This is a genomic window from Rhodanobacter terrae (assembly GCF_042657005.1).
GTDB lineage: Bacteria > Pseudomonadota > Gammaproteobacteria > Xanthomonadales > Rhodanobacteraceae > Rhodanobacter > Rhodanobacter terrae.
Genome location: NZ_JBHSNG010000004.1, coordinates 30,680 through 44,359 on the forward strand (window position 1 = coordinate 30,680; position 13,680 = coordinate 44,359).

Annotated in this window: 13 protein-coding genes; 5 read left to right on the forward strand and 8 right to left on the reverse strand. The window is 66.1% G+C overall.

Annotation, left to right across the window (positions count from 1 at the left end; genetic code table 11):
- Positions 1-2 precede the first annotated feature (2 nt).
- The 3 genes from ACFPPB_RS05330 to ACFPPB_RS05340 form a co-directional block, all read right to left on the reverse strand.
- Entirely contained in the window at positions 3-602 is a 600-nt protein-coding gene (locus ACFPPB_RS05330) for a ferritin-like domain-containing protein (protein WP_377325094.1), read from the reverse strand.
- Between the two features lie 106 nt (positions 603-708).
- Complete coding sequence (locus ACFPPB_RS05335) at positions 709-2,580, reverse strand: sulfotransferase (RefSeq protein ID WP_377325096.1); 1,872 nt, start codon at positions 2,578-2,580, stop codon at positions 709-711.
- 215 nt (positions 2,581-2,795) lie between these two features.
- Positions 2,796-3,461 carry a TetR/AcrR family transcriptional regulator gene (locus ACFPPB_RS05340; protein WP_377325098.1) on the reverse strand — a complete coding sequence of 222 codons (666 nt, stop codon included), beginning with the start codon at positions 3,459-3,461 and terminating at the stop codon, positions 2,796-2,798.
- Between the two features lie 266 nt (positions 3,462-3,727).
- Between ACFPPB_RS05340 and ACFPPB_RS05345 the strand changes: the two genes are divergently transcribed.
- Both ACFPPB_RS05345 and ACFPPB_RS05350 read left to right on the forward strand, forming a co-directional pair.
- Positions 3,728-4,387 (forward strand): protein-L-isoaspartate O-methyltransferase family protein, encoded by a 660-nt coding sequence (locus ACFPPB_RS05345; RefSeq protein ID WP_377325100.1) that lies wholly within the window; start codon positions 3,728-3,730, stop codon positions 4,385-4,387.
- 32 nt (positions 4,388-4,419) lie between these two features.
- Positions 4,420-5,721 carry a TolC family outer membrane protein gene (locus tag ACFPPB_RS05350; protein WP_377325102.1) on the forward strand — a complete coding sequence of 434 codons (1,302 nt, stop codon included), beginning with the start codon at positions 4,420-4,422 and terminating at the stop codon, positions 5,719-5,721.
- A 34-nt stretch (positions 5,722-5,755) separates the two neighbouring features.
- Here the strand turns inward: ACFPPB_RS05350 and waaA are convergent, their stop codons facing one another.
- A complete protein-coding gene (gene waaA, locus ACFPPB_RS05355; RefSeq protein ID WP_377325104.1) occupies positions 5,756-7,021 on the reverse strand; it encodes a lipid IV(A) 3-deoxy-D-manno-octulosonic acid transferase in 1,266 nt (421 codons plus the stop codon).
- Between the two features lie 100 nt (positions 7,022-7,121).
- Between waaA and lpxL the strand changes: the two genes are divergently transcribed.
- From lpxL to ACFPPB_RS05370, 3 genes are all read left to right on the forward strand, one after another.
- Positions 7,122-8,039 (forward strand): LpxL/LpxP family Kdo(2)-lipid IV(A) lauroyl/palmitoleoyl acyltransferase, encoded by a 918-nt coding sequence (gene lpxL / locus ACFPPB_RS05360; protein ID WP_377325106.1) that lies wholly within the window; start codon positions 7,122-7,124, stop codon positions 8,037-8,039.
- 114 nt (positions 8,040-8,153) lie between these two features.
- Positions 8,154-8,900, forward strand: coding sequence for a polysaccharide deacetylase family protein (locus ACFPPB_RS05365; RefSeq protein WP_377325108.1), 747 nt, complete (start codon positions 8,154-8,156; stop codon positions 8,898-8,900).
- Positions 8,897-9,988, forward strand: a complete 1,092-nt coding sequence (locus tag ACFPPB_RS05370) for a glycosyltransferase family 4 protein (protein WP_377325110.1) — start codon at positions 8,897-8,899, stop codon at positions 9,986-9,988. Before ACFPPB_RS05365 ends, ACFPPB_RS05370 begins: the two co-directional genes overlap by 4 nt.
- A gap of 12 nt (positions 9,989-10,000) precedes the next feature.
- Here ACFPPB_RS05370 and ACFPPB_RS05375 read toward each other — a convergent pair whose 3' ends face one another.
- The 4 genes from ACFPPB_RS05375 to ACFPPB_RS05390 all read right to left on the reverse strand — a co-directional run bounded on the left by ACFPPB_RS05375 (position 10,001) and on the right by ACFPPB_RS05390 (position 13,562).
- Positions 10,001-10,756, reverse strand: a complete 756-nt coding sequence (locus tag ACFPPB_RS05375; protein WP_377325112.1) for a glycosyltransferase family 2 protein — start codon at positions 10,754-10,756, stop codon at positions 10,001-10,003.
- Positions 10,746-12,077: an O-antigen ligase family protein gene (locus ACFPPB_RS05380; protein ID WP_377325114.1), complete on the reverse strand. Its 1,332-nt coding sequence runs from the start codon at positions 12,075-12,077 to the stop codon at positions 10,746-10,748. The genes ACFPPB_RS05375 and ACFPPB_RS05380 overlap by 11 nt, the downstream gene beginning before the upstream one ends.
- 69 nt (positions 12,078-12,146) lie before the next feature.
- A complete protein-coding gene (locus ACFPPB_RS05385) occupies positions 12,147-13,274 on the reverse strand; it encodes a glycosyltransferase (protein ID WP_377325116.1) in 1,128 nt (375 codons plus the stop codon).
- A 78-nt stretch (positions 13,275-13,352) separates the two neighbouring features.
- Entirely contained in the window at positions 13,353-13,562 is a 210-nt protein-coding gene (locus ACFPPB_RS05390; RefSeq protein WP_377325118.1) for a zinc-finger domain-containing protein, read from the reverse strand.
- Positions 13,563-13,680: the final 118 nt, after the last annotated feature.

Here is a 13,680-nt window from a genome sequence, read left to right on the forward strand (position 1 = left end):
GATCAACCCTGTTTGCTGGCAGCCGGCTTCTTGCCCGGCGCCGGCTTCGCGGGTTCGCCCTTCTTGCCAAGCTGTTCCAGCAGCGTGTTCATGTCTTCGGCGTGTTCCTCTTCCACCGCCAGGATACTTTCCAGCACGCGGCGCGTGGTCGGGTCGTCGGTACCGATGTAGGTGATCATTTCGCGATAGCTGTCGATAGCGATGCGCTCGGCAACCAGATCCTCCTTGATCATGTCGACCAGGTCCTCGCCCTCGACGTAGTCGGAATGGCTGCGGCTGAGCAGACCCTCGGGCGACAGGTTCGGCTTGCCATCGAGCTGGGTGATGCGCTCGGCGATCTGGTCGGCGTGGCCTTGCTCCTCGTTGGCGTGCTCGAGGAATTCGGCCTTGATCGCCTGCGAGTTGATGCCCGACGCCATGTAATAGTGATACTTGTAGCGCAGCACGCAGACCAGTTCAGTGGCCAGCGCATGATTGAGCAGCTTGACCACGGTGGCCCGGTCGGCGCTGTAGCCCGCTGTCATCGCGCCTTTGTCGATGTCCTTGCGTGCGCGCTTGCGGATGTTCTCGATGTCGCTGACGAACGGTTTGGTCTTGGCCATGACTTGCTCCTGCGTAGATGGAAAGGGACCCGGGCGGGACATCGACATGCCAGTGCCACCGAGACCTCCCCAGCGTAGAAATGCGCATGAAAAAGCCAGGTGAAGATCAGCCCGCCTGGGGCGGCGGAGTGTGCTGCGCAGCGAACCGTTCTGCCCGCTGGATGATCCGCTGCAAGCCTGGCAATACCGCGTCGATCTGCCCGGCATGCCGGCGCCACTTGTCGGGCGCGGGTGCGGAAAGGGTGAAACGCGACAACGGCAGCGCGGCATCGAGCGGACGATCCCAGTCGAACCCGAGTGCCGCGCACAGGCGCGCCACTTCCGTCGCTGGATCGGCGAGCAACGCGTCATAGTGGACAACTTGGCGGCGCTCGGCCGGGAGTGCATCGAAATCGTCCAGCAAGATGCGCGTGGTGGTACTCCACTGCGTGGCGACGATGTCGGGCAGCGAGCGCCCGCTCAATTCACGCCAGCCGGGAACCAGCAGCAGCGACCATGGCGGGCCGTCCCATCCGGGCAGCTGCGGATAGGTGCGAAAGCGGCCCGATTGCCACGCATCGAGCATGCTGCCCAGCGTCTGGCGCGGGTCGCGGTGCAGATAGACGAAGTGCGCCTCTGGGAAAATTTTTGCCAGAAACGGCACGCGCAGCGCGTTCTTCGGGGTCTTCTCCAGCAGACGTACCGGTGACGTTTTCGCCGGGTGGCCATCGCGATCGCGCAGTTCGGCGTGGAAACGCCGCCGTAATTCCGCTGCGAGTTCCGGCGTCACCGCGGTCGCATCGAGCCGGTTGGAATCGAAGCCCTGGCTGGCGGGGTGCAACTTCTGCAGGCCTTCGATCAGCGCATGGCTCTCGTGGCCGATCGTGTACAAGCCCGGCGCCTGCGCCAGCGTCTCGAACAGCAACGTCGAACCCGCGCGTGGCGGCGAAATGATGAAGACCGGACGGTCGAACAGGGGATCGCCCCCGCTGTGATCGCTGCGTGCCTGAATCACTGTCGACGCCATCGGCGTTCGCGGTTCGCCGGCGTCCGCGACCGCGGCGTTATCGATCAACGCCACCTGCAGGATCATTCCTCGCAACGTGTTCATGAACAGCGCGCCATTGACCATCTGGAGTGGCACTGCGTAGCGCTCCATGTCGTCCGAGAACGCATCGAGCGCTACGCGGTAGGCCGGCCAGCCGGCCTGATCGGTACCGTACTGTGCCCACAATGCCCGCCAGACATGCAGGAACCGTATGGCGATCTGGTGCGCCAGTTCCAGTTGCGGGTGCGCACGCGCCTCGCCAAACAGGAAGCTGACGTGTTCGCGCAGCTCCCACGGCGTCATCACCACCGGTACGTTGACGGCTTCATAGCGCAGCGAGAACAGGGCGCCGGCCTGCGGCGCAGTGGGCTCCGCGCGCCAGCCGTCGAAAGCGCCGTGACCGGGCGCGCGACCGCGCCTGACCAGGTCCGCGAACGGCTCGCCGCCGACCGTGTCGGCCACCAGGTGGATGCGCTCGTCGTCGGCCGCATTGATGACCTGATGCGTGCGCCAGGTGTCGAAGACCCAGCACTCGCCCGGCGCCATGTTGACCTCGGCGTCGCCACACAGAAAGCGCACCGTGGGTCGGGTCACTATCGGCACGTGTACGCGCGCTCGCTCACGCCAGTAGTAGTTGATGTCGGCATGCGGACTGACCTCGGCCTGGCCAGTCAGCTTCATCAGCCGCGTGCGTCCCCACACTCCTCCGATCCGCGCCAGCACCTGCATCAGGTACGGGCATTGCGCGAGATATGGGGTAGGGCGCATCGCGCCGGCTACCGCGTCGTTGTCGGGATTGCCGCCGGCCGAGATCAGCGGCAGGGCGTAATTGCCCGGGAATTTTTGCGGGTGTTCGCGCCAGTGCTCGCTGCCGAGGGCGGCGATCTCACGCGCCAGCACATCGGCATCGAACTGCAACGGTAACTGGACAAACGGCACCTGCAGCTTCATCGGGCAACCTTTACTCGGATCTGTGAGGCATTATCACGCACCCTGACACCGGATGGCTGTGCAGGCCGACGCGGTAAAAACGGAAGCGTACGGGTCCGAATCGCCACCGAACCTGGACTGGTAGATCGCCCGCGTTGTCGAACATCGGCGCCTGACCGATTTCGCATAACGGCACGCACAGACCTGCCTGCATCGGACGCGTCCGGTGAATGCCCTCAGGCCGATGGATTGCCGCGCGGCAGGAAGGCGCGCAGGAACATGCTGACGCCGGCTCTCGCCGTGGTCTCGATTTCCTGGGCATAACTCTCGGGACATTCGGCGCAGCCGAACATCTGACGCATCATCAGATTGCCCTTGATCAGCGTCAGGAACTGCGCACTGGCCCGCGGCACGTCGTCGATGTCGAGCTGGCCGGCGTCAACCGCCTGCCGCAGCAGACGTTCCATCAAGCCATGCGTGCGCATGGCGCCCTCTTCCCAGATCAACTTGCCGTAGCGCGGGTTGCCTTGCCGGCAGTCGCTGAGGATGGCGCGGAAGGTGCCCACGGTTTCGGCGTTGCAATCCAGATGGGCGTGGGTCAGCGCCACCCGCAGCAAGGTGGTCTTGATATCGACCTTCGGATCGAAGAAGTAGGTCTCTTCCGGCAACAGGTCCTGGATGCGCGAGCGGATCACTTCGCGGAACAGGTTGTCTTTGTCGCCGTAATGGCTGTAGACGGTGAGCTTGGATACTCCGGCGTCGGCTGCGATCGCGTCCATGCTGGTGCCGGCAAACGCATTGCGGATGAACAACGCCTTGGCCGCCGCCAGAATCGCCGCACGCTTCTCCATGTCCTTCGGGCGACCGGGGCCCTGGGGTTTGATCGGCGCGCTGGTATTCATGCCTCCACCTTCACAAAAAGGAATTCGAGCTTTATTATACGCAGCGGTTCAATTATTTTCCAGAATGGCGTCGGCTCGATGGTCCAGCGCCATTTCGGCTGCCATCCGGCGATGGGTGACGACCGTCAGCCCGTCGCGGTGACTTCCGGCACTTAGTAGGCCAACGCGCAACCGGCAGGCTTGTCACTGTCGGACCTGTCATTGTGGGAGCGAGCCGCAGCGCTTATTCTCTTTGACCTTTTTCGATCCGCACGGGACACGAGCAGATGGCGATGAATATCGAGCAGGCGCGACTGAACATGGTGGAAAACCAGGTGCGCCCATGGGACGTACTGGACGGCCGTGTGCTGGAAGTCATCGGCCGCGTGCACCGCGAGGATTTTGTCGCCGCCGAACACCGCCAGCTCGCCTTCGCCGACCTGTGCCTGCCGCTGGGCCACAGCGAAGTGATGATGAAGCCGGTGGTGGAGGGTCGCGTGCTGCAGGCGCTGGAGTTGCAGCCGACCGATCGCGTGCTGGAAATCGGCACCGGCTCGGGCTATCTCACCGCTTGCCTGGCCATCTTGTCCGCGCAGGTGACCAGCGTGGACATGCATGCCGACTTCACCGCGGCGGCGGCGCAACGACTGCAGGCGGCCGGCATCGTCAACGCCAGCCTGGTCACCGCCGAGGCCGTCCAGGCGTGGCAACCCGACGGCTTGTTCGATGCATTGGTGGTAACCGGCGCTGTCTTCGAGATTCCTCCGCACTGGCTGACCTGGCTCAAGCCTGGCGCCCGTTTGCTGGCCGTGCGCGGGCTCTCGCCGGCGCAACAGGCCACCTTGCTGACCCATGAAGGTGCCGGGCGTTATCGCGAGGAAACCTTGTTCGAGACCGACCTCCCCTATCTGACTCATGCCGAACCCCCGCAACGGTTCGTCTTCTGACTACGCCCCGACCGATCCCCATGAGGCAATCCATGCGTTTGAAGCTGCTCTCCCTGGCCCTGGCCATGGCCGCCATATCGCTGCCCAGCCACGGCACGGATCTGCTCGATGCCTACCACGACGCACGCGCCAACGACCCGGTGCTGTCCCAGGCCGACGCCACCCGGCTGGCCATCGGCGAAGATGTGGCTCAGGCGCGCGCGGCGCTGCTGCCTCAGATCAACGGAAGCATGAGCCTGAGCCAGACCCAGGGCGGCCATCTGGTGGGGCATAGCCGCTCGCGCAACATCAGCGGCACGCTGAGCCAGACCGTGCTCGACTTCAGCAAGTACGCCAGCCTGAAGGCCGCACACTCCGCCTCGGATGCCCAGGACGAGCTGTACCAGGCGGCGGCCCAGGAATTGTACGTGCGGGTGGCCACGGCCTATTTCGGCGTATTGACCAGCGAGGACGAGCTGACCTACGCCAAGGCCAACGAGGATGCATTCCGGCAGCAGTACGAACAGTCCGACCAGCGCTACAAGGTGGGCCTCTCGGCGATCACCGACGTTTACCAGGCGAAGGCTTACTACGAGGCGGCCAAGTCCCAGACGATCGCCGCGCAGAACGCGCTCAACGATGCGCGCGAGGCGCTCACCCAGATCACTGGCAAGCCGACCGGCGATCTAAAGAAACTGCGCGACGACCTGCCGATGGAGCCGCCGACACCGGCCGATCAGGACAGCTGGGTCAAGCAGGCCCTGCTGACCAATCCCAACCTGCTCGCGCAGAAAAACAACGTGGAGGCCGCGGAGCACAACATCACCGCCGCGCGCGCGGGCCATCTGCCAACGATCAGCGCAGGGGTAACTTACGGCAAGGGCGCCAGCTGGTCGGAAACCGACGCCAACAGCCGTTTCCGCGACCCGTCCTCGACCACCATCGGACTGACGCTGAACGTGCCGATCTTTTCCGGCGGCGCGACCCAGTCGCATGTGCGCCAGTCGATCTACCAGCGCGATTCCGCCACCGACGCGATGGAATCGCAGCGCCGCCAGGTGGTGCGCGATACGCTCAACTACTACCGTTCGGTGATCGCCGGCATCGCCCAAGTGGAGTCGGCCAAAGCCTCGGTGGACTCCGGCCAGAAGGCGCTTGAAGCGACCCGCGCGGGCTTCGAGGTGGGCACCCAGACGATGACCAACGTGCTGCTGGCGATCCAGACCCTGACCTCTTCGGAAAGCAGTTATTCGCAGGCCCGCCACCAGTTCATCCTGAACAAGCTGCTGCTCAAGGAAACCGCCGGCACCGCCGACGTGAAGGATCTCGAGACGATCAACGCCTTGCTGCAGTAAAAAGCCGCCACTCGTTGCACCCGTCGCACGGGGGCTATTCCTGCAGCGCCGTATCGATCAGCCGCATGATCCGCTGCACCGCGCCGCGTTCGCGCTCGAACACTTGCTGCGCGGCCTGCCCCATGCGCGCGCGCTTGGCGGCGTCGAGCAACAGCTTCAGCACGTCCGGGCCGAGCCGATCGGCGTCAGCCACGCGTTCGGCGCCACCTTGCTGGATCAGGCTGTGGGTGATCTCCTCGAAGTTGAAAGTATGCGGACCTACCAGGACCGGAACGGACAGGGCTGCAGGCTCCAATACATTGTGGCCGCCGATCGGCACCAGGCTGCCGCCGACGAAGGCCACCTCGGTCGCCGCGAAGAACGGCATCAGCTGCCCCATCGCATCGATCACGAAGACCTGATGCGATGGCGACGGCACGTCATCGCTACTGTGTGTGGCGACCGTGAAGCCCAGGCTGCGTACCGCTTGTTCGACGACCCGGAAGCGCTCCGGATGACGCGGCGCGAGCAGCAGCAGGGCATCGGGCAATCGATGCAATACCTGCAGGTGTGCCTCGAGTACCGCCAGTTCTTCGCCTTCGTGGGTGCTCGCGGCCATCCATACCGGCCGCCGCGGTCCCCAATGGCTGCGCATGACTGCACCCTTCGCCACAGCGCCATCCGGGATCGGCATGTCGAACTTCATGTTGCCAGTGACCAGTATCTGCTGCGGGTCGGCACCCAGCAGCCGGTAACGGGCGGCATCGGTGCGCGACTGCGCGGCAATCACGCGGACGCAACGCAACGCCGAACGCGCCAGCCCGCGCAGCGGCTTGTAGCCGCGCAGCGAACGCTCGGACAGCCGCGCATTGACGATCATCAGCGGAATTCCCCGCCGCCGGCAGGCGAAATAGAGGTTCGGCCATATCTCGGTTTCCACGATCAGTGCCAGTCGCGGCCGTATCCTTTTCAGGAATCTGCCCACGGCGAACGGCAGGTCGTACGGCAGGTAGACATGGAATACGCTGTCGCCGAACAGCTGATGTACGCGCGCGGTACCGGTCGGCGTGACCGTGGTGATCACGAGCGGCGCGTTCGGATAATCCCGGCGCAATGCCTTGATCAGCGGCTCGGCCGCGTTCACCTCGCCGACCGATACGGCATGCACCCACAGGCTTCCGATGAACCCTGGCGGATCGAAAAAACCGAACCGCTCCGGCCAGCGGCGATGGTATGGCCGCGAACGCACCCCGCGCGCCAGCAGCCGCAGCACCAGCAGCGGCGTCGCCAGAAACATCGCGAGGGTATAGAGATAACGCAACCGTGGATCCTTGCAGCGGACGCGCGAGTATAGCGAGACCCGTCGAACCCAACTGACTCGCTGTCGAAGGCGGCCCGCTACAATGCCGACGATGCCCGGCATGCCCCGCCCCCACTTCACCCACTCCCTGCTCGCGCCGCGCCAATGGCCGGCATGGCTGGGCGTGGCTGCGATCTGGCTGATCGCGCGACTGCCACAGCGCTCGCTGATGTGGGTGGGCCGCCGTCTCGGCGCGCTGGTATGGCGAATTCCCTCCGAGCGACGGCATATCGCCGAGACCAATATCGCGCTGTGCTTCCCCGAACTCGATGCCGCCGGGCGGGCCGCGCTGGTCGACGCCAACCTGCGCGACATCGGCCTGATGCTGGTGGAATTCGCGCTGGGCTGGATGGGCAGCGATCGCCGCATCGCCGGCATCCCGACCCGCATCGAGGGACTGCGGCATCTCGAGGCGGCGCGGGCGCAGGGCAAGGGCGTGTTGCTGGTGGGCGGTCACTTCTCGCATCTGGAGTTGTGCGCGCGGCTGGTTTCGCAACGGATCCGCATCGCCGGCATGTATCGCCGGATGGACTCGGCCGCGTTCGAATGGATCGTGCTGCGGGCGCGGCTGCACTATGCCGACGCGATGTTCGACAAGGACGATATCCGCGGCACGGTGAAATACCTGCGCGGCGGCGGCACGCTGTGGTACGCGCCGGATCAGGACATGCGCAGCAAGGACACCATGTTCGTGCCGTTCTTCGGCGTGCCGGCAGCGACCATCACCGCCACCCATCACCTGGCCCGGATGTCCGGTGCAGTGGTGATTCCGTTCTTCCATCGCCGCCTGCCCGACGGCAGCGGTTACGAGCTGCGGCTCGGCGCACCGCTGGAACACTTCCCCGGCACGGACGTGCTGGACGATACCGCCCGGGTCAACGCCTGCATCGAGCAGATGGCGCGCGAGGCACCGGCGCAATACCTGTGGGTGCACAAGCGCTTCAAGACACGACCGGACGACGGGCCATCTCCATATTGAAGCCGCCATATTGAAGCGTGCCGTACTGTAGTTGGCGCGCTTCGTGCGAAAATGCCGCATGAACCCGCGCCGGTTTCCGGAACTCCCACGAACGACGATGTCGATCAGCCACGCATGACACGTACTGCATCGGAGCGGGCAGCCGCACTACCAATCCTCACCTACCACAACATCGCGCACGCACCGCGCGACATTCGCCGTTGGCGCAGCCTGTACGTCGGCCCTGCCGCATTCGCGCGGCAAATGTGGCTGCTGCGGCAGTTCGGCTACCGCGGACTCTCCATGTCCGACGCGATGCCGTACCTGCAAGGCGAGCGCAGCGGCCGCGTCGCCGTCGTCACGCTGGACGATGGCTATGCGGACAATCTGGAGTCTGCGCTGCCGATACTGCAGCGTCACGGCTTCAGCGCCACCTGCTATGTCGTCAGCGGCAGCATCGGTCGATACAACGAGTGGGACGACGAGCGGCTGGGCGTGCGCAAGCCGCTGATGTCGGTGCAGCAACTGCGCGACTGGCGGCACGGCGGCATGGAGGTCGGTGCGCATACCGTCAGCCATCCCCGGCTGACCCAATGCAGCGATGCGCAGCTGCGCGACGAGATCCGCGGCAGCAAGGCCACGCTGGAAGATCGTCTCGGCGTGCCGGTCACCCAGTTCTGCTACCCGTACGGCGACGCCGACGACCGCGTGGCCGGCGCGGTACGCGAAGCCGGTTTCGCCGCCGCCACCACGACCCGCCGCGGCCGGGCCGTCGCCGGCATGGATTTGTGGCAGCTGCCGCGGGTGCAGATCGCGCGCCATCACCTGTTGCCGCAATTCGCGATGCGGGTGATGTCGGGTTACGAGGATCGCCGCGCGTGAAACTGCTCTTTGTCGGTACCAATCCCGAGAACACGGGTGCCGCCAGTCATTTCGTCGCCCTGGTGCAGGCGATGGCCGAGGCCGGGCACGAAGTGAGCGCGGTGATCTACCCCGACGGCCTGATCTGGCAGGGGCTGGCGCGGTCCCGCGTGCGCCTGTACAAGGCGAAATTCCGCAACGTGCTCGACCTGCGCGGCTATGCCGCGGTCTTCAGGGCCGCGCGCGAACTGAAGCCCGACTGGCTGGTCGGAAACTTCGGCAAGGAATACTGGCCGCTGATCGTGGCCGGTCGGCTGCTGCGCGTGCCGGTGGCACTGTTCCGGCACCGCACGCCCCCTATGAAGGCGGTTTCCGCCTACCTGATCCCCCGTCTCGCGCAACACTTCTTCGCCGTCTCCAGGCACGCCCGCCAGGCCTACCTGGATCGCGGCGTCCCCGGCCATCTGGTGCGTGTGCTGTACAACCCGGTGAACATGGAGCTGTGCCGCTTCGATCCGCAACAGCGCAGCGAGATCCTGCGTTCGCTCGGCCTGGGCGAGGACGCGATCGTGCTCGGTTATACCGGTCGCATGCACACCGGCAAAGGCATCTTTCCCCTGTTCGATGCCGCCACAGCGGCGATGGCCGAACAGCCGCGGCTGCACTGCCTATGGCTGGGCGATGGCCCGGACGCGCAAACCCTGCGCGAGCGTGCGGCCGCAACCGCGACCGCGAGCCGGCATCACTTCCTGGGCTGGATCCATGACATCCACCCGTATTACAGCGCGTTCTCCATGCTGGCCTTCCCGTCGATCGCGACGGAAACCTTCGGCCGGGTTTCGGTCGAGGCGCAGGCCGCCGGCGTCCCCGTGCTGGGCAGCGATATCGGCGGGATCCCCGAGACACTGGATGTCGGCGTGACCGGCCTGCTGCTGCCGCCGGGCGACGTCGCCGCGTGGCGCGACGCGATCCTGAAGCTGTGCGACCCCGTCTTGCGCAAATCAATGGGGGCGGCGGCGCAGGACTACGTGCAGCAGCACTTCAGCACGCCGGTGATCGCCGAGGAATTTCGGCGCAGCCTGCTTGGGGATCGATGCGGCGCCGATTGATGCGACGTCGCTTCAATCCTGTCGCCGACGCTGCAGCTCGTACAGCTTGGCGTATTTCAGGAACGCGTAGAACGCATGGATCCGCGCCGCGATGAAACCGGCCCAGCCGGAACGCCAATGCCCCCGCAGCGCGTAGTAACGCAGAAACGCCACCGCCGGATACACCACCATGCGCAGCCGCAGCCAGCTCACCTCGCGCCGGGCCAGATCGGTCAGCTGCATGCTGGAATAGCGGTTCGCCTTGGCCACGCGTCCGCTGATGTCGGGCTCGCCATGGTGATCGATGACCACGTCCAGCACTCCCATCGAGCCGTCCACCTGCACCTCTTCGTGCACCTCGTGCTCGCTCATCCGCGCACGCTGCCGATCGAACAGGCGCACGTAGTGGTTGAGCCGGCTGCGCCGCGACTGCCAGCGCCAGAACTGCCACTCGCGCCGCCACAGCTGATAGCCCGCGTGCTGCGGCGCCCGCAACGCCTGCTCCAGCTTTGCGGCGGATTCCGCGTCCAGCGATTCATCGGAATCCAGCAGCAGTACCCAGCGATGACTGGCCAGGTCGATGGCCGCCTGCTTCTGCGCGCTGTATCCGACAAATGTCTGAGTGTGGATGCGGGCGCCGTAGTGCGCGGCGATTGCCGTGGTGGCATCGGTCGAGCCCGAGTCCAGCACGACGATCTCGTCGGCCCAGCTCACCCCTCGCAGGCAGGCGTCGAGCGTATCGGCGTTGTTGAACGTGGTCACCACCACCGACAGCAGCTCACGCCCCATCGAGCGTCTCCCCCGGGCGTGCTTCTTTGAGGAGTCCGGCAGGGATGCCGGTTTCTGCTGTGCCGGCAGGGATGCCGGCTACAAATAGACTCGCGCACCACAACCCGAGCAGCCACGCGAACAACAGGCCCCACCATGCCGAATAGAACGCCAGATGGGTGTTCAACGGAAACAGCATCACGCCAAGCGCCAGCGTGGCCGGGAACGCCCGCGTGCGCGCCGCCGCACCGACCCGGCGCCAGGCGCGCCATGCCACCACCACGGCGGCCAGCCACAGCAGCAGGCCGATCGCGCCGGTCTCGGTGAGCACCTCCAGTAGCACCTGGTGCGCATGGCAGGCACCCTCGCCGACGCCGCAGGCTTCGCCGGTCGCCACGAACCGATCGTTCGCCGGTGCGTACTGCGGGTAGGCATAGCGAAAACCTCGCACGCCGACGCCGTTGACGGGATGCGCCGCGATCATGCCGAGGCTGGCGTGCCAGATCTCGAGCCGGCCGCTGAGCGCGGTATCGATCGACTGGTCGGTGCCATTCAATACGAGCAGGGTGCGCTGCATCCGATCGTGGAAACGCACGGAGGTTTTCCAGGCGACCCCGCCGGCCAGGGCCAGCAGCGCCGCCGCGAGCACGCAGAGTCCGGCAAAGCGCAGCGGCGAGCGGGCCTCGCGCCAGGCAAAGCCCAGCGCTACCAGTGCGTAGCACAGCCAGGCCGCACGCGAGCCGGCCAGCAACACCGGCCCGAGTATCAGCACGAAGGCGAGCAGCAGGCCCGGCAAACCCCAGCGTCGCCGCGCCGCCCACAGCGCAAACGGCGACAGCACCGCCAAGGTCGGGCCCAGCTTGAGATTGTCGGCGCCGAAAATGCCGGAGACCCGCTCGGCCTCGGCGTGGCCGCCCAGGCTCCAGCCGGTCAGCGCCTGCAGCCACGCGTCGGCGCACCACAGCGCCAGCACCAGGGCGACGGCCACATACAGCGCCTGCAACTTGTGCTCGCGCCGGATCGCGAAGCACGCATACAAGCCCAGCGGGACGTAGCGCAGCAGCGCGGCCACCGTGCTCCAGCTCTTGCCGGGCATGATCGCATCGACGGCGGACACCAGCGCCGCGCCGACATAGGCAGCCAGTAACCACAGCAGCAAACGCGCGCCGGCATGCTGCTGCAGCGCCTGCGGGTCCCGCGCAAACACCATGATCACGCCGAGCAGGCACAGGAACGTGCCCAGCTCCGAACTGCGCCCGAACGGAAGCAACGCGATCACCAGCCAGAAGGGCAGCAATGGGGAACGCAGCGCGGCCTTGAGTGAGGTGCCGAAAGAATTCATGGGCGGACCGGAACGGAGGCGGTCACGCATTGTAGGCGAGCGCGAACGTTCGCGGTCCCGAGCTGGTTCTCAGCCGGCAGCCACTTCGTCGTACAGCGCCAGGGTGGCCTGCTGCATGTCGGCCAGGCGGTAACTCTGCAGCGGCGAAATCGGCGGCGCCACGCGCAGCAGCTCGGCCGCGCGCTCGACCAGCCGCTCGCGATCGCCCGGCGGCACCCGACCGGCGGGATACAGTTCGGCCAGCAACTCGCCGACGCCGCCGTGCGCGTAGCCGAGCACCGGGCGGCACAGCGACAACGCCTCGATCACGGTGCGCCCGAACGATTCGGGCTTGTTCGACAGTTGCAGCATCAACGCCGATATCGCATAGACGTCGCGGACGTCGTGGCGCGGGGGCGTCAGCACCACCTGCGAGGCGACGCCGCGTACGCGGATCAGCTCGCGCAGCTCGGCCGCATACGCCTCGCGACCGGGCTCGATCACGCCCAGCAGCAGCAGGCGCGCCTCGATGCCGCGGCGCTTGAGATCGACCAGCAGCTCGATCGCGTCGTGATGCCCTTTCAGGCGCGTGCCGCGCCCGGGCAGGGTCAGCAAAGGCGCGCCGGTCAATGCCGGGTATTCGGCAAAGAAGGCCTTCTGCCACGCATCGTCAGGCCGATGTCCGTAGGGGAACGCGTCCGGGTCGATGCCACGCGGAATGACCCGAACCTTGGCCGGCTCCAGCCAGGGGTAGTGGCTCAGCACAAAATCACGCACGGTCTGCGAGACCGCGACCACCCGCTCGCCGCGCAGCAGGATCGCGCTGTAGCGCCCCGGCGAATTGAGCCCATGCACCGTGGTGATGAAGTGCGGCCGTGGCGCCATCCCCTTCATCGCCCACCAGCCCAGCCAGGCCGGCAGCCGCGAACGGGCGTGCACGATGTCCGGTTTCAGTTCGCGCAATACCCGCCGCAATGCCCCGAGCCGGCCCAGCGTGCGCAGCGACTTGCGGCCCAGGTCGAGTGTGACGTGCTCACTCCCCTCGGCATGCAGCCGCTCGACCAGCCGCCCCCCGGCCGAGATCACCACCGAGCGGTGACCAGCCTGTACCAGCGCCCGGGCGATCTCCAGGGCCGAACGCTCCGCTCCACCGGAATGCAGCGCGGGGATCAGTTGGACCACAGTCAGCAGCTTGGCGGGGACGGCAATGCTGGACATGAGCTCTGGGCTGGAGGCTTTCATTCAACCAAGGCAAGCAAAAACGGTGCCGCCAGCGGTTCGAATACATCCAGAGGATCAGTCGCGCAGCACGTATTGCGCGCCGCAGTAGGCACAGGTTGATTCCCCGCCGTCATCGACGATCGGCAGATACACCTTCGGGTGCGAATTCCACAGCGCCATGCCGGGCATCGGGCAGGACAGCGGCAGGTCGGCGCGCGTCACTTCATAACGATTTTCGGCATTTGCCGGCACCAGCGGCACCATCGCGGACGAGGGGGGCGACATCAGCGGACTCCAGACTGGACATCAGGCCGGGAATGGTAGCAGGCTGCAGCCTTCTGTCGGGGGGCGGAAGGGGTTTGGAGCGGGGAATCAGCCGCGGCTCTCGGCCGAGAGGCTGTTG